17 protein-coding genes are annotated in these 15,768 nt (G+C 68.0%); 9 read left to right on the top strand and 8 right to left on the bottom strand.

The annotated features are described in order from the left end of the window. The 4 genes from WAO18_RS02390 to WAO18_RS02375 form a co-directional block, all read right to left on the bottom strand. The coding region (locus WAO18_RS02390; RefSeq protein WP_422203562.1) for a type I phosphomannose isomerase catalytic subunit at window positions 1-544 on the bottom strand (544 nt) is incomplete at its 3' end. Window positions 545-565: 21 nt separating this feature from the next. Further along, window positions 566-1,651: a TobH protein gene (locus WAO18_RS02385; protein ID WP_422203560.1), complete on the bottom strand. Its 1,086-nt coding sequence runs from the start codon at window positions 1,649-1,651 to the stop codon at window positions 566-568. Then, the gene (locus WAO18_RS02380; protein ID WP_422203558.1) at window positions 1,648-3,045 is read right to left on the bottom strand and encodes a phosphomannomutase/phosphoglucomutase; all 1,398 of its coding nucleotides are present in this window, start codon (window positions 3,043-3,045) and stop codon (window positions 1,648-1,650) included. Before WAO18_RS02380 ends, WAO18_RS02385 begins: the two co-directional genes overlap by 4 nt. Before the next feature lie 94 nt (window positions 3,046-3,139). Continuing rightward, entirely contained in the window at window positions 3,140-3,577 is a 438-nt protein-coding gene (locus WAO18_RS02375; RefSeq protein ID WP_422203556.1) for a DUF3499 domain-containing protein, read from the bottom strand. Between the two features lie 161 nt (window positions 3,578-3,738). On the opposite strand from WAO18_RS02375, the gene WAO18_RS02370 reads away from it, so the two are divergent. Next, window positions 3,739-4,161: a metallopeptidase family protein gene (locus WAO18_RS02370; protein WP_422203568.1), complete on the top strand. Its 423-nt coding sequence runs from the start codon at window positions 3,739-3,741 to the stop codon at window positions 4,159-4,161. 64 nt (window positions 4,162-4,225) lie between these two features. Here the strand turns inward: WAO18_RS02370 and WAO18_RS02365 are convergent, their stop codons facing one another. Then, window positions 4,226-4,564, bottom strand: coding sequence for a WhiB family transcriptional regulator (locus WAO18_RS02365; RefSeq protein ID WP_422203566.1), 339 nt, complete (start codon window positions 4,562-4,564; stop codon window positions 4,226-4,228). A 370-nt stretch (window positions 4,565-4,934) separates the two neighbouring features. Between WAO18_RS02365 and cofD the strand changes: the two genes are divergently transcribed. From cofD to WAO18_RS02345, 4 genes are read left to right on the top strand one after another with little or no spacing between them, the layout of a single operon-like run. Beyond that, complete coding sequence (cofD, locus tag WAO18_RS02360) at window positions 4,935-5,927, top strand: 2-phospho-L-lactate transferase (RefSeq protein WP_422203554.1); 993 nt, start codon at window positions 4,935-4,937, stop codon at window positions 5,925-5,927. 33 nt (window positions 5,928-5,960) lie between these two features. Further along, complete coding sequence (locus WAO18_RS02355) at window positions 5,961-7,328, top strand: coenzyme F420-0:L-glutamate ligase (protein WP_422203553.1); 1,368 nt, start codon at window positions 5,961-5,963, stop codon at window positions 7,326-7,328. Next, window positions 7,325-7,876 (top strand): NUDIX hydrolase, encoded by a 552-nt coding sequence (locus WAO18_RS02350; protein ID WP_422203551.1) that lies wholly within the window; start codon window positions 7,325-7,327, stop codon window positions 7,874-7,876. Before WAO18_RS02355 ends, WAO18_RS02350 begins: the two co-directional genes overlap by 4 nt. Window positions 7,877-7,892: 16 nt before the next feature. Then, entirely contained in the window at window positions 7,893-8,804 is a 912-nt protein-coding gene (locus WAO18_RS02345) for an NAD(P)H-binding protein (RefSeq protein ID WP_422203549.1), read from the top strand. Between the two features lie 194 nt (window positions 8,805-8,998). On the opposite strand, the gene WAO18_RS02340 is transcribed toward WAO18_RS02345, so the two are convergent. Genes WAO18_RS02340 through rfbD form a run of 3 tightly spaced genes read right to left on the bottom strand, consistent with a single transcriptional unit; the run spans window position 8,999 to window position 11,826 of the window. After that, window positions 8,999-10,069 (bottom strand): sugar phosphate nucleotidyltransferase, encoded by a 1,071-nt coding sequence (locus WAO18_RS02340; protein WP_422203547.1) that lies wholly within the window; start codon window positions 10,067-10,069, stop codon window positions 8,999-9,001. Window position 10,070: 1 nt separating this feature from the next. Further along, complete coding sequence (locus tag WAO18_RS02335) at window positions 10,071-10,916, bottom strand: glycosyltransferase family 2 protein (RefSeq protein ID WP_422203564.1); 846 nt, start codon at window positions 10,914-10,916, stop codon at window positions 10,071-10,073. Window positions 10,917-10,950: 34 nt separating this feature from the next. Next, a complete protein-coding gene (gene rfbD, locus WAO18_RS02330) occupies window positions 10,951-11,826 on the bottom strand; it encodes a dTDP-4-dehydrorhamnose reductase (RefSeq protein ID WP_422203545.1) in 876 nt (291 codons plus the stop codon). Between the two features lie 178 nt (window positions 11,827-12,004). On the opposite strand from rfbD, the gene WAO18_RS02325 reads away from it, so the two are divergent. From WAO18_RS02325 to WAO18_RS02310, 4 genes are all read left to right on the top strand, one after another. Continuing rightward, window positions 12,005-13,459, top strand: coding sequence for an LCP family protein (locus tag WAO18_RS02325; RefSeq protein ID WP_422203543.1), 1,455 nt, complete (start codon window positions 12,005-12,007; stop codon window positions 13,457-13,459). 12 nt (window positions 13,460-13,471) lie between these two features. Next, a complete protein-coding gene (locus WAO18_RS02320) occupies window positions 13,472-14,188 on the top strand; it encodes a TIGR03089 family protein (RefSeq protein ID WP_422203541.1) in 717 nt (238 codons plus the stop codon). Window positions 14,189-14,287: 99 nt separating this feature from the next. Next, complete coding sequence (locus WAO18_RS02315) at window positions 14,288-14,572, top strand: DUF1490 family protein (protein WP_422203539.1); 285 nt, start codon at window positions 14,288-14,290, stop codon at window positions 14,570-14,572. 9 nt (window positions 14,573-14,581) lie between these two features. Further along, on the top strand, window positions 14,582-15,768 hold a 1,187-nt coding region (locus tag WAO18_RS02310), incomplete at its 3' end, for a heavy metal translocating P-type ATPase (RefSeq protein ID WP_422203538.1).

Genomic DNA, 15,768 nt, shown 5'->3' with positions numbered 1-15,768 from the left:
GTCCGTCAGCGTCGGACTGGTCTTTGAGCAGCTCGATGAACGGGTCCAGGTCGGACACCGCCAGGGCCCGCAACAGCTCGATGGTCTGGGCCGCGGGACGGAAGCCTGCCAGCGCCTCAAACTGATGCAGGGCCACCAACAGCTCGGGTTTGTGGCTGGCGTCTCGGTAGTTGCGCACCGACGAGTTGACCGGGATGCCGAGGCGTTCCTCGCGTAGGTAACCCTCGGTGGCTTGTTCGGCGCTGGGGTGCGCCTGCAGCGACAGTGGTTCGTCGGCCGCCAGCACCTTGAGCAGGAACGGAAGCGCATCGCCGAACCGGGCGCGGGCCGCGGCGCCGAGTTGACCTTCGGGGTCGGCGATCACCGCCTGCAGCAACGAGACTTCGCCGCCCGGCTCTTCCAGCCAGGCCGGATCGCCCGGGTTAGCGCCCAGCCAGAGTTCGGCTTCGGGATGCGCGGCCGGCACGGGGCGACCAGTGAACTCCGCGATGGCGGTCCGTGACCCCCACGCGTAAGTCCGTATCGCTCCACGTAGCAACTGCACTTGGCATTACCTCAGAACCAGTTATCCCCGTACCAGCCGCAAATAAACCGCCGCCATCTCCAACCGGACCGCCAATATGGCCAGCTGCTGCTCGATCCGTCGTGCGCCGGGCAGCGCGCGACGGCCATCCGGCAGATCAGGCACATCCTCGGCACCGACGAGATCGACGTCGTCGAGCCCGGTGACCCGGGCCGCCACGACCGTCCGCTCGGCATCCAACGTCAACGCCAGCACCCGCAGCCGCTCGGCGATCGGCCCGTCGATCTCCTCGTCGTGGAACAACGCCTCCGTCGGGTTGGCAAACCCCGAACCCGCCCCGGCCCGCATCGCGATCAAGGCGTCCGCCAGCCCGGTGGCAGCTACCACCTCGTACGCGGTGCGCAGCAGGACACCGGAACCGTGACGGGCCAGCGCCAGGGTCGCGGCGCAGTCGCCGGCCAGCACGACACGGCGCTGCGACATTCGCTCGACCAGCGCCTTGGCCGGATTGGTGAAGATTTCGCGGCCGGCGCTGTTGCGCAGCGCTTCGGCGTCCAGCTCGTCGGCCATCGCGGCCAGGTCCACATGCAGCCGGGGATCGACGCTGTAGAGGGCGGCCAGTCCGATGGCCAGATATCGGCACAGACCGAAGTCACCGTCGACCGGCAATCGCGGCTCCATCACCGCCACCCGGCCGGCCGTGATATCGCGTAGCGAGCCTTCGTACGGTGCGGCGACGACAACCCGCGAGCCCCGGCGCACTCCGCTCGCGGCGGCCCCGACCAACGCCGGATCGCCGGGGTCATCACCGGCCACGATCACCACGTCCAACGGGCCGATCCAGGGAGGGGCCTCGGCGGCGATCACGATCGGCGCGTCCGCCAAGCCGCTTGACGTCGCGGCAAGCATGGTGCCCGCGGTCTCGGCGACGCCTCGTCCGGCAACCCAGATCACCGTGCGGGGCCGGTCGTCGCCGCCGAGGGAGTCCAGGGCGCCCTCGTCGAGGGCTGCCGCGACCGCACGCACATGCGCGCCCGCCATCGACGCCGCACGCAACAGACCGTCGCGGTCGGCGGAAAGCAGGCCCTCGGTGTCGTCGAGGTCGATCACGGCCTGAGTCGCGTTCACGTCACGGCCTCCGACTGGCCGACCTGCCGACGAATTTCACCGGCCACGTGCTCCACCACCGCGTCAACGTCCTCGACGCAACGCCCTTCCACATTCAGCCGCAGCAGCGGTTCGGTGTTGGAGGTGCGCAGGTTGAACCAGCTGCCCTCGCCGAGGTCGACGGTCACCCCGTCGAGATGGTCGATGGAGTTGATCCGGGTGCCGAACGACTTGAGCACCGCTTCGACGCACGAGGGTGCGTCGGAAACGGTGAAGTTGATCTCGCCGGACGATTCGTAGCGCTGATAGTCGGCGGTCAGATCGGACAGCGTGCGCTCCTGACTGCCGAGCGCGGCCAACACGTACAGCGCGGCCAGCATCCCCGAGTCGGCTCCCCAGAAGTCGCGGAAGTAATAATGCGCGGAGTGCTCGCCGCCGAAAATCGCGTTCGTCTCGGCCATCAGCGCCTTGATGTAGGAGTGCCCGACTCGCGAGCGCACCGGCGTGCCCCCTCGCTCGACGACCAACTCGGGCACAGCGCGAGACGTGATCAGGTTGTGAATCACCGTCGCACCGATCTCACGGCTCAGCTCGCGGGCCGCGACCAGGGCGGTCACCGTCGACGGCGATACCGGGTGGCCGCGCTCGTCGATGACGAAGCACCGGTCCGCGTCGCCATCGAAGGCCAGCCCGATGTCAGCGCCGCTGTCGCGCACGTAGGCCTGCAGGTCGGCCAGGTTCGCCGGATCCAGCGGATTGGCTTCATGATTGGGGAACGTGCCGTCGAGTTCGAAGTACAACGGCAACAGCGTGAGCGAGTCGATTGCGCCGAGTACGGCGGGCGCGGTGTGGCCCGCCATCCCGTTGCCCGCGTCGACGGCTACCCGCAGCGGACGCAGCGCGGAGGTGTCGACCAGCGAGCGGAGAAAGTCGCCGTATTCGGCCAGGACGTCTTTGTCGGTGATGTTTCCGGTGGGCCCGTCGTGGGATGCGACTCCGGCGATGATGTCGTCACTGATGACCGTCAACCCGGTGTCCGCGCCGACCGGCTTGGCGCCCGCCCGACACAGCTTGATGCCGTTGTAGGCGGCCGGGTTGTGGCTCGCGGTGAACATCGCGCCCGGGCAGTCCAGGAGTCCGGCGGCGAAATAGAGCTGATCGGTTGACGCCAGGCCGATCCGGACCACATCGAGACCCTGGCCGGTAACACCGGCCGCGAAGGCCGCCGCCAGCGACGGCGAGCTGTCCCGCATGTCGTAGCCGATGACGACCCGCTGCGCGCCTTCGCTGCGCATCAGTCTGGCGAACGCGGCGCCGACGTCGGTGACGAACGATTCATCGATCTCCGCACCGACCAGTCCGCGCACGTCGTACGCCTTGATGACACGGTGAACAGCCGCAGCGGGCCGAGACATCGAAGGGGCTCCTGACGACGGACAATGATCTGTGCGTCGTCAGCTTAGCCGGGCTACCGCACCGGTTGGACGCCCCAGCGGCGGCTGGTCCGTACTACTCGGCGGGGTCGGGCAGCACCCGAAGGTGACCGCGCCGACGCCCGTTGCCCGCGGGGCGCGGGGCGGGCGAGGTCAAGACACCCGTTGCGGGCGCCTCGGCGGTCGCACCGCTGTACTGGCCGTTCAAGTCGTGGAATCCGTTGACCGCTCCACCGCCGACGGCCACGTCGCGGCCCTCGCGCACGGCCTCGGCGAGCGCGATCAGATCGTCTTCGTCAGGGTTGGTGGCCAGCGGACCGGAATGCCGGACGAGCTCCCAGCCGCGCGGCGCGGTAATCCGGCCGGCATGGCTGACGCAGAGGTCCCACGAGTGCGGCTCGTGCGTGGTGGCCAGCGGGCCGATGACCGCCGTCGAATCCGAGTAGACGAAGGTCAGCGTCGCGACCGCGTAATGCGGACACCCAGGCCGGCAACAGCGACGCGGAACATTCACGATCAGGAGGTTATCGTGCGAAAACGTCCGGATGGCGCCGGACACGCGCATTCACTCGGGCCAGGATGCCCAACCGTTACCATCGCCGGGTGAGCGATTCGCGCAGCTCCCCGCGCGGCCGGCGCTCGGTCGGCAAAAGGGTCTCGCGCCGCGGCCGCGATATGCGCGGTCCGCTGTTGCCGCCGTCGGTGCCGGGGTGGCGCAGCCGCGCCGAACGCTTCGACATGGCCGTGCTCGAGGCCTACGAGCCCATCGAGCGGCGATGGCAGGAACGGTTGTCGGGACTCGACGTTGCCGTGGACGAGATCCCGCGGATTTCGGCCAAGGATCCAGACAGCGTGCAGTGGCCACCGGAGGTGGTCGCCGACGGGCCGATCGCCCTGGCACGGTTGATCGCCGCCGGCGTCGACGTGCGCGGGAGCGCCACGCGCGCACGAGTTGTGTTGTTCCGCAAGCCAATCGAGCGACGGGCCAAAGACACCGTCGAGCTGGCTGAATTACTGCATGAAATCCTGGTGGCTCAGGTGGCCACCTATTTGGACGTGGAACCCTCGGTCATCGACCCGACGATCGACGACGAATGACCGGTGGTCGCCGGCGGGCGTGGCCCAACGCGGCGGTCACCCGCTATCGAATGACCGCGTCGCGTCAGATGATTCCGCGCTTGAGGCGGCGGCGCTCCCGCTCGGAGAGACCGCCCCAAATGCCGAAGCGCTCGTCGTGGGCCAACGCGTAGTCGAGGCACTCACTGCGCACCTCGCAGCCAAGGCAGATCTTCTTGGCCTCGCGGGTGGAGCCGCCCTTCTCGGGGAAGAACGCTTCCGGATCCGTCTGAGCACACAACGCACGGTCTTGCCACTGATCGGTCTCAACCTCGGCGGCCTCGAATTCATCTTCGACCGTGTCGGGAACCAAACTCAAATGGGGCCTTGGGGATACCCCTGTCAGCGGCAAGCCGGGAGTGGTGTGCGGTGGTGTCCCACCCATTAAGCCTCGAAGGTGTTCGTAGGACATGCTCCGCCTCCTCACCTGGTTTCCATGATCCTGAATGTGACCACTGTTTTGATGTCGGCCATCCCGATTCGAACAAATGATCGAATCTCGGTCTGCGACACCGAATCCGGCCGGCCAACCGAAATGACACTGGTGTGATTACACACGGGTAAGAGGTGCTTTGCAAGCGATTCGGAAGATTTCCATATCATCTCGTGACCAATTTTTTGCAACACTGACGCCTTGGCGGCCTTGGCGTGTCGGTCACACCTGCCCCTCAAGGCATTCCAGCACCGGTCACGAGCTTCGATCACCCCCCCTCACCTCGGCGTCTCCACCGAGGTCGCGCGTACTGTCGTGCGGTGTGAAGGTCACGGTTCTGGTCGGCGGGGTGGGCGGCGCCCGCTTCCTGCTCGGGGTACAGCAGCTACTCGGTCTGGGCCAATTCGCTTCCGCGTCAGCGCCGGTGGGCGATCACGAGCTGACCGCGGTGGTCAACATCGGCGACGACGCCTGGATGCATGGCGTGCGCATCTGCCCCGACTTGGATACCTGCATGTACACCTTAGGTGGAGGTGTAGACCCGGAACGGGGCTGGGGCCATCGCGGCGAAACCTGGCATGCCAAGGAAGAACTCGCGCAGTACGGAGTGCAGCCCGACTGGTTCCAGCTCGGCGACCGCGACCTGGCCACCCATCTGGTGCGTAGCCAAATGCTGCGCGCCGGCTACCCACTGTCAGAGGTGACCGCCGCGCTGTGCAACCGCTGGCAGCCCGGTGCGCGACTACTGCCGGCCAGCGACGACCGTTGCGAAACACACGTCGTCATCACCGATCCCGCGGATCACAGCCAGCGCGCGATCCACTTCCAGGAGTGGTGGGTGCGCTACCGCGCGCAGTTGCCGACGCACAGTTTTGCCTTCGTCGGCGCTGAAAAGGCGAATGCAACAACGGAAGTCACCGACGCCATCGCCGACGCCGATGTCGTCCTGGTAGCGCCGTCCAATCCGGTCGTGAGCGTCGGTGCGATCCTGGCGATCCCCGGGATCCGGGCGGCGCTGCGGTCCACCGACGCCCCCGTCGTCGGCTATTCGCCGATCATCGATGGAAAGCCGTTGCGTGGCATGGCCGACGAGTGCCTGAAGGTGATCGGGGTGGCGTCGACAGCCGAGGCGGTAGGACGTTACTACGGAGCGCGAGCAAATACCGGGATCCTGGACTGCTGGCTGATCCACGAGGGCGATCGGGCTGAAATCGACGGCCTGGCCGTGCGATCGGTGCCGCTGCTGATGACCGATCCCAAGGCCACCGCCGAGATGGTGAGCGCCGGTCTCGAGCTTGCGGGCGTGGCCGCGTGAGCGAGCCCGCCGACGACGATGCAGAGCGCAGCGATGAGGAGGAGCGGCGTGACTGAACACGGCTCCGCGTCGCCGATCGAGATCCTGCCGGTCACCGGGCTTCCCGAGTTCCGCCCCGGCGACGACCTGGGCGCCGCGCTGGTCGCCGCGGCGCCCTGGCTGCGCGACGGCGACGTGCTTGTGGTCACCAGCAAGGTGCTGTCCAAGTGCGAGGACCGCCTGGTGCCCGCACCCGGAGATCCCGAAGAGCGAGACGCGTTGCGCCGCAAGCTTGTCGATGCCGAGTCAGTTCGCGTGCTGGCCCGCAAGGGCCGCACGCTGATCACCGAGAACGGGCTGGGTGTGGTCCAGGCCGCCTCGGGCGTGGACGGATCCAACATCGGCACCGACGAATTGGCGTTGTTGCCCCTCGACCCAGACGGCAGCGCCGCGGCACTGCGAGCCGGGCTGGCCAGGAGCCTCGGCGTCACCGTCGGCGTCGTGGTCACCGACACGATGGGCCGCGCCTGGCGCAACGGCCAGACCGACGCCGCCGTTGGCGCGGCCGGCGTTTCGGTGCTGCACGGGTACGCCGGGGCGGTCGACCGGCACGGCAACGAACTGGTAGTCACCGAGGTCGCAATCGCCGATGAGATCGCCGCGGCGGCCGATCTGGTGAAGGGCAAGCTGACCGCGATACCGGTGGCCGTGGTGCGCGGGCTGCCGGCCGGCGTGGTGACCGACACCGACGCCACGGCGCGCCACCTCGTGCGGTCCGGCAGCGACGACCTGTTCTGGCTGGGCACCGAGGAGGCCCTGGCACTGGGTCGTCAACAGGCCCAGCTGCTGCGCCGCTCAGTGCGCCAATTCGCCGCGGAACCGGTCGACCCGCAACTCATCGAAGACGCTGTCGCCGAAGCGCTCACCGCCCCGGCCCCGCATCACACCCGGCCGGTGCGCTTCGTCTGGTTGCAGACCCCAGCGACCCGGACCCGGCTGCTCGAGCGGATGCGCGACAAGTGGCGCTCCGACCTGGCAGGTGACGGCAAGCCTGCCGATGCGGTCGAGCGGCGAGTAGGCCGCGGCCAGATCCTCTACGACGCACCCGAAGTCGTGATTCCGATGCTGGTGCCCGACGGCGCGCACAGTTATCCCGACGCCGCACGCACCGACGCCGAGCACACCATGTTCACCGTCGCGGTCGGCGCAGCGGTACAGGGCCTGTTGGTGGCCTTGGCGGTGCGCGGGGTGGGCAGCTGCTGGATCGGCTCGACGATCTTCGCCGCGGACCTGGTTCGTGACGAGCTGAACCTGCCGGCCGACTGGGAACCGTTGGGCGCCATCGCCATCGGCTATCCCGAGCAGCCGGTGGCCGAACCTCGCGAGCCCGTCGCAGTCAATGACCTGTTGGTGCGCAAGTGAGCGTTCGATCGTCGGCCATTGCGCTGCTGTCCGACTGGCAGCCACCCGATCGGTCGCAGGAGTCGCTGCGCAACGCGGTACTGGCGTTTCTGGATGCGCGGGAGGACGCCTGCCTTCGGGAATGCGTACCCGGGCACATCACGGCATCGGCGTTGGTGCTCGACGACACCGGCGGTCAGGTGTTGCTGACGTTGCATCCGCGGCTGGGCCGGTGGGTCCAATTGGGTGGGCACTGCGAGGATTCCGACCCCGACATCGTGGCGGCGGCGCTGCGGGAGGCCACCGAGGAATCCGGAGTCGACGGCCTGCGGATCGCCGCCGACCTCGCCGCGATCAACGTCCACGCCCTCACCTGCTCGCTGGGGGTGCCGACCCGTCATCTCGACCTGCAGTTCGTGGCACACGCGCCGCCCGGAGCGCAGATCACCCTCAGCGAAGAGTCAGTGGACCTGAGGTGGTGGCCGATCGACGGCCTGCCCCCCGGCAGCGACGACGCGCTGGCCTACCTGGTCGAGAGGGCTGCACTCTCGGCGGCTGAGCGGAAATAGCGACGGGAGAACCGGAATGACTTCAACATCGACCTACCTGGTGACTGGGGCTGGTGGTGGCGTCGGCGGAGTCGGTCGCCTGGTAGTCGACAAATTGCTGGCTGCTGGCCAAACCGTGCGCGCGATGGTGCATCGCGAAGATGCCCGCGCAGAAGCGTTGCGCGAGAGCGGCGCTCAGGTTGCTGTCGGAGATCTCACCGACCCCGTCGATGTTGCTAACGCGCTTGATGGCATGACCCGGATCTTTTTCAGCATGAGCGTCTCCGCTTCCTACTTGGAGGCCACCACCGTTGTCTGCTCACTTGCCGCCGGACTGACCGATCTCGACGTGCTGGTGAACATGTCGCAGATGACCGTGTCGCAGATGACCCCTACGAGCACTGCAGAGTCTCATCAACATCGACTGCATTGGCTCGCCGAGCACGTCATCGATTGGTCACCGATACCGGCCGTGCAGATCCGGCCAACTGTCTTCCTGGAGAATCCGCTGTTTACGCTGCTCGCTGCCCGCTCGATAGGCGAGCAGTCAGTTCTCGCATTACCTTTCGGCGCCGGCCGGACGTCACCGATCGCCGCCGTCGATGTCGCCGACGCGGTCAGCGCCGTATTGCGCAATCCGGCGCAACACATCGGCGCCGTGTATGAGCTGACCGGACCCACAGTCCTTGACGTCGATGGACTCGCCGCACAGTACGGCAATGCCTTGGGCCGAAAAATCACCGGACAGCGCGTCGACTTCGATGGCTGGCGACATCAGCTCGAGGGCAGTGGACTCGATCATCATGTGCAGGAACACATCACAACGATGGCTCGACTGCACGGCGAGGACCGCTACAATCGGTCCACCGACCAGGTGCAAGCCCTTACAGGGCATCCGCCGCAGAGCGTCGAAGAGTTCGTTCGCGCTCACCACAAGCTATTCGCCTAGGTATCGCCCCTGCTTTAGCTGCCGAAAAAATCCAGCAGCAGCTCTGATGTGAGCGCGGCAGTACCGCTCGACGCGCTGAGGGAGCGTGCTTGCCAGGATCCATCCCAGCGTCATTCCCCAGTCGTGGGCGGCGAGTCGAAACGTGTTGACCTCGGCTGCGCGCCGGTCGCTGTCTCCGACCTGGTCGAGCGCGCTCACACGTCGCTGGAGTAGCGGATCCCGCCGTCGGGGATGCTCACACCGGGCCAGACGCGCGCGCCGCGCAACAGCTCACAGCGGGCGCCGATGTCGGCGCCGTCGCCGATCACGCCGTCGCGGACCAGTGCCCGTGGGCCGATGCGTGCCCCGAAGCCGATGATCGAGCGCTCGATCACGCTGCCCGCCTCGATCCGCACACCGTCGAAGATGACCGCGCCGTCCAACCGGGCGCCGGGGCCGATCTCGGCGCCACGTCCGACGACCGTGCCGCCGATCAGCAGCGCGCCGGGCGACACCGCCGCGCCGTCGTGCACCAACTGCTCCCCGCGATGGCCACCCAGCGCCGGCGACGGAGCGATGCCGCGCACCAGGTCCGCCGAGCCGCGTACGAAATCCTCCGGTGTGCCCATGTCGCGCCAATAGCTGGCGTCGACGTAGCCGCACACCGTGACACCGTCGGACAGCAGGGTGGGAAAAACCTCGCGCTCGACCGACACCTCGCGGCCGCGCGGGATGCGATCGATGATCTCGCGGGAGAACACGTAGCAGCCAGCGTTGATCTGGTCGGTCGGCGGATCTTCGGTCTTCTCCAAAAATGCTGTGACACGGCCATTTTCGGTCGGCACGCAGCCGAAAGCCCTGGGGTCGCCGACCCGCACCAGGTGCAGGGTCAGATCGGCCTGCTGGTCGCGGTGATAGTTCAGCAGTTGACCCAGATCCGCTCCGGAGAGCACGTCGCCGTTGAACACCAACGCCGTGTCGTGGCGCAGATAGCCCGCGACGTTGGCGATCCCGCCACCGGTACCCAGCGGATCCTGTTCGGTCACATACTCGATCTGCAGGCCGAGCTTGGAACCGTCACCGAACTCCGCCGCGAACACCGTTGGCTTGTAGGAGGTCCCGAGGATCACATGCTCGATCCCGGCCGCGGCGATCCGCGACAGCAAGTGAGTGAGGAAGGGCAGCCCGGCCGTGGGCAGCATCGGCTTGGGCGCCGACAGCGTCAGCGGCCGCAGCCGGGTTCCCTTGCCGCCGACCAGGACGACGGCGTCGACTTGCTGGCTCACGTCACTGCCGCCCTTCTGCGGAACTGCGCACCATCAACCGCGACCGCACCGCCAGACCGGCCCGGAAGGCCAGCCGCAGCGGAGCGCGCCACGGTCCAGGATGCCGGTCCGCGAGGTAGGTGTAGGTGCTTTTGTGATGCGCCGCCAGATTGCGGGCCGACTCCCGCGCAGTCGCGTGGCCTTTGTGATGGAGCACTTCCGCCGAGGGCACGTACACGTTGAGCCAGCCCGCGCGGCCAAGCCGATCGCCCAGGTCGACGTCTTCCATGTACATGAAGTAGCGCTCGTCGAAGCCGCCGATCTGCTCGAAGGCGGCCCGGCGCACCAGCAGGCACGAGCCGGACAGCCAGCCCACCGGTCGCTCGCTGGGTTCCAGCCGCTCCTGGCGGTAGGCCGCCGACCAGGGATTTTTCTTCCAGAGCTGTCCGACAACCGCGTGCATCCCGCCGCGGACCAGGCTGGGCAGCTCGCGCGCCGACGGATACACCGACCCGTCGGGGTCGTGAATCAACGGACCCAGTGTCGCCGCGCGGGGCCAGCGCGTCGCGGCGTCCAGCAGCGCGTCGATGCTGCCGGGGCCCCACTGCACGTCCGGGTTGGCCACGATGATCCACTCGTCGGCGTCCGCCAGCTCTGCCACCGCGCGGTTGATCGCGCTGCCGTAGCCGAGATTGGACCCGGTGGAGAACAGTCGCACGCCCGGGTAGCGCTCGACCGCGGCCTGCGGCGCCCCGTCGGTCGAGCCGTTGTCGGCCATCAGCACGCTGACCGGCCGCTCGGTTGCATGCGACAGCGATGCCAGAAACCGGCCCAGGTGCGGGCCCGGCGAATAGGTCACCGTGACCACCGGCAGGACGTCACTCACGCGTCGAGGGTAACGGTCAGGTGTTCAGCGGCGCCGCCAGCGCCGCCTCCAACGCCTCTCGCCACGGCCGCAGCGGCGATAGGCCGGCTGCCTGGGACTGGCGGGCGGACAGCGCCGAATAAGGCGGACGCCGCGCCGGACGAGGTTTGAGCTCGCTGCTCACCGGCCGTACCCGCTCCGGATCTGCGCCGACACTCTCGAACACCGCGCGGGCCTGTCCGCATCGGGTGACCGCACCGTCGTTGGCGGCGTGCACTATGCCGTTCGGGGCGTGCACCCGCCCGTCGGCCACCTCGAGCAGCGCGCCGACCAGGTCGGCTACGTAGGTGGGCGATCCGGTCTGGTCGTCCACCATGTCGACGACGCCATCGCCGGCGGCCAGCCGGCGCATGGTGGCGACGAAGTCCTTGCCGTTCCCGCCGGTGTAGACCCAGGCGGTGCGGACCACCACGGCCTGTGGCAGTGCGGCCAGCACGGCCTGCTCACCGGCCAGCTTGGTCTGCCCGTAGACGCTCAGCGGCCGGGTCGCGTCGTCCGGCTCGTAGGGATGCGGAGCCGCGCCACCGAAGTCGCCGTCGAATACGTAGTCGGTGGAGATGTGCACCAGCTGCGCCCCAGCCCGGGCGCAGGCCTGGGCGATGTGACCCGGGCCCGCGGCATTGATCGCGGATGCCTTGTCCTGTTCGCGCTCCGCGTCGTCGACGGCGGTGTAGGCCGCGCAATTGATCACCACGTCGTTGGCCTGCACGATCTCGGCCGCACATCGCGGATCGGAGATGTCCCACTGCGACGACGTCAGCGCCAGCACCTCGCGGCCCTGCCTGCTCGCTTCGGCCGCCAGTACGGTACCGACCTGCCCGCCGGCCCCGGCGATCACGATTCTGCGTGCCACCTGCGCCACTCCTCCTCAATCGCTGCGCGGGCTGCATCGTCGCCGGCGTGCCACCCTGCGCCACTCCTCCACACCCCGCTGCGCGGGCTGCATCGTCGCCGGCGCCCACAAGCTACGAGTCTGGCACGCCGGGGCGGCGTTACCAGCGATACTGGTGTGACGCAAGTAGCCTGATGTGATGCCTGAGCAACGCGTTGCGCGTGTGATTGCGACCGTTACCGCCGTGCTGGTCGTTCTGGTCACCGGGGTGGCGTGGAGCAAAGTCCGCTCCTTCGAAGACGGGATCTACCACGTCTTCGCGCCGTCGTTGGGTCACGGCGGCGACGACGGGGCGCTGGACATCCTGCTGGTCGGCATGGACAGCCGCTCCGATGCGCATGGCAACCCACTGAGCCAGCAAGAGTTGGCAACACTGCGGGCCGGCGACGAGGTGGCGAGCAACACCGACACGATCATCCTGGTGCGCATCCCCGACAACGGGAAGTCGGCCACCGCCATCTCGATTCCACGTGACACCTATCTGTCCGCGCCGGGCCTGGGCAAGACCAAGATCAACGGCGTCTACGGCCAGACCAAAGAAGAGAAGCGGGTCAGCCTGGTCGAATCGGGCATGGCGGCCGATGAGGCGGAGCGGGAAGGCACCGAGGCCGGCCGCGAGGCGCTGATCAAGACGGTCGCCGACCTCACCGGCGTCACCGTCGACCATTACGCCGAGATCGGACTGCTGGGCTTCTCGCTGATCACCGACGCCCTCGGCGGGGTCAATGTCTGCCTCAAAGAGCCTGTCTTCGAACCACTTTCGGGCGCCGACTTCCCGGCCGGGCCGCAGAAGCTGAACGGTCCGCAAGCGCTGAGCTTCGTCCGCCAGCGTCACGAACTGCCGCGCGGCGACCTGGACCGGGTGGTACGGCAGCAGGTGGTGATGTCCTCGCTGGCCCACCAGGTGATCTCGGGCAAAACGCTGTCCAGCCCGGCCACCATAAACCGGCTGCAGCAGGCCATCCAGCGCTCGGTGGTGCTGTCATCGGGTTGGGACATCATGGATTTCGTGAACCAGCTGCAGAAGCTGGCCGCGGGCCGGATCGCTTTTGCCACCATCCCGGTGCTCGACGAGTCCGGCTGGAGCGACGACGGCATGCACAGCGTGGTGCGGGTCGATCCGCACCAGGTGCAGGACTGGGTCGGCGGCCTGCTGCAGGATCAGGCCAAAGGCAAGACTGAGGAGCTGGCCTACGCGCCGGGCAAGACCAGCGCCAGCGTCCTCAACGACACCGACATCAACGGCCTGGCCGCGTCGGTCTCACAAGTGTTGACCGCCAAGGGATTCAGCACCGGCAAGGTCGGCAACAACGATACCGCGCACGTGTCCGGCAGCCAGGTGCAAGCCGCCAAGTCCGATGACGTGGGCGCCAAAGCCATCGCCAAGGAACTGGGCGGGCTGCCCGTCATCGCGAACTCATCGGTGCCGCAGGGCACGGTTCGCGTGGTCTTGGGCAACGACTACACCGGGCCCGGTTCGGGCCTCGGCGACGGCAGCCCCAAGCTGGCCGCCGCCTCGCACCCGGACTCCGAGGCTCCCCCGCCGTCGCCGATTCTGACCGCGGGCGCTGACCACCCGGAGTGCGTCAACTGATCTACTGATCGGATGACGCTAAGCGCAGCGATTCTGGATCCGATGCTGCGCGCCGACCCGGTCGGGCCGCGCATCACCTACTACGACGACGCCACGGGCGAACGTATCGAGCTGTCAGCGGTCACGCTGGCCAACTGGGCGGCAAAAACCGGCAACCTGTTGCGCGACGAGTTGGGCGGCGGTCCGGACAGCCGGGTTGCGGTGCTGCTACCGGCGCATTGGCAGACCGCGGCGGTGCTGCTCGGGGTGTGGTGGATCGGTGCGGAGGTAGTACTGGACGGCCGCAACGGCATAGTCGCCGACATCGCCCTGTGCACCGCGCAGCGGCTTGACGAGGCCGACGGCACCGGCGCCACCGAGGTGGCGGTGTTGTCGCTGGATGCCTTCGGGCGTCCGGCAGCCGATCTGCCGATTGGCGTCACCGACTACGCAACCGCGGTGCGGGTCCACGGCGACCAGATCGTGGCCGAGCAGCGTCCCGGCCCGGCGCTGGCCGGCCGATCCGTCGAGCAGGTGCTCGATGCCTGCCAGAAGGCCGCGGCGGCAAAGGCTTTGACGGCAGACGATCGAGTGCTGTCGACCGCTTCCTGGGAGGCGGCCGACGACGTGATCGACGGCTTGTTGAGTGTGCTGGCGGTCGGCGGATCGCTGGTTTACGTGGCCAACCCCGACCCGGCTGCGCTGTCGCGCCGAATCGACACGGAGAAGGTCACTCGCAGGTTGGATTGACCGGTCGGTGCAATCCATGTTGATATCGCAATATATGGATGTTAGCGTCGTCGAAGGCTCTGAATTCGGACCGACGGCCATGACGGGAGGACATTCGCGATGGTGGTGCAAGGCCTACTGGGAAAGGCGGCCGGGACGGTGGTAACCGGCCTGGTCGGCGTCAGCGCTTACGAGGTCCTCCGCAAGGCCCTGGCCAAGGCTCCCCTGCACGACGCCGCGGTGACCGCGACCGAGTGGGGCCTGCGCGGCACGCGTCGCGCCGAGGAAGCAGCGGAGTCGGCGCGGCTGAAGCTGGCCGATGTGGTGGCCGAAGCCCGTGACCGCATTGGCGAGGAGGCACAGCCTCCGGCCATCGGCGATCACGATCACGACCACGAGCACTGATTCCTCGGCATGACCGACTTGTTGGTCGTGTCCGACGCCGCAGGGCGGCTGCGGGTCAAGGTGCCATGGGTGCGCGCGAACTCGCGGCGCGCGGTCGCGGTGGAAGAAGCGGTGGACCAGCAGCACGGCGTGCGGGCCGTGCACGCTTATCCCCACACCGGCTCGGTCGTCGTCTGGTACGCACCCAAGCGCTGCGATCGCGACGAAGTGCTGGCGGCCATCGCATCAGCTGAAAGCGTTGCCGCCGAGCTGATTCCGGCCCGTACTCCCCGTTCCTCGGACATCCGCAACACCGAGGTGCTGCGGATGGTGATCGGCGGCGCGGCACTGGCCCTGCTCGGCATCCGCCGCTACGCCTTCAACCGTCCACCGCTGCTGGGCCCCTCCGGCCAACTGGTCGCGACCGGCGCCACGGTGTTCATGGGCTACCCGTTCCTGCGGGGCGCGTTGCGCTCGCTACGGTCCGGGCGCGCCGGCACCGACGCACTGGTGACCGCGGCGACCGTGGCCAGCCTGGTGCTGCGCGAGAACGTCGTCGCGCTCACCGTGCTGTGGCTGCTCAATATCGGTGAATATCTGCAGGATCTGACGCTGCGCCGGACCCGGCGAGCCATCTCGGATCTGCTGCGCGGTACCGCCGACACCGCGTGGATCCGCCTCGTTGACGGGAACGAAGTCCAGGTGCCGATCGACACCGTAGAGATCGGCGACGACGTGGTGATCCACGATCATGTGGCGATACCGGTCGACGGTGACGTCGTCGACGGTGAGGCCGTGGTCGACCAGTCCGCGATCACCGGTGAGACCCTGCCGGTCAGCATCGTCGCCGGGTCGGCGGTGCACGCCGGCTCGGTGGTGTTGCGCGGACGCCTGGTGGTCCGCGCCCAGGCGGTGGGCAATCAGACCACGATCGGGCGCATCATCTCCCGCGTCGAGGAGGCCCAACACGACCGGGCGCCCATCCAAACCGTCGGCGAGAACTTCTCCCGCCGCTTCGTGCCGATCTCGTTCATCGTCTCGGCGATCACCTTGGTTCTCACCGGCGATGTCCGGCGCGCGATGACCATGCTGTTGATCGCCTGCCCGTGCGCGGTGGGCCTTGCCACGCCGACGGCGATCAGCGCCGCGATCGGCAACGGCGCTCGTCGCGGCATCCTGATCAAGGGCGGGTCACACCTGGAGCAGGCCGGCCGGGT

This window comes from Mycobacterium sp. (genome assembly GCF_049278535.1).
GTDB lineage: Bacteria > Actinomycetota > Actinomycetes > Mycobacteriales > Mycobacteriaceae > Mycobacterium.
The sequence above is the reverse complement of the archived record's forward strand: the minus strand, read 5'-3'. Positions and strand labels throughout refer to the sequence as shown.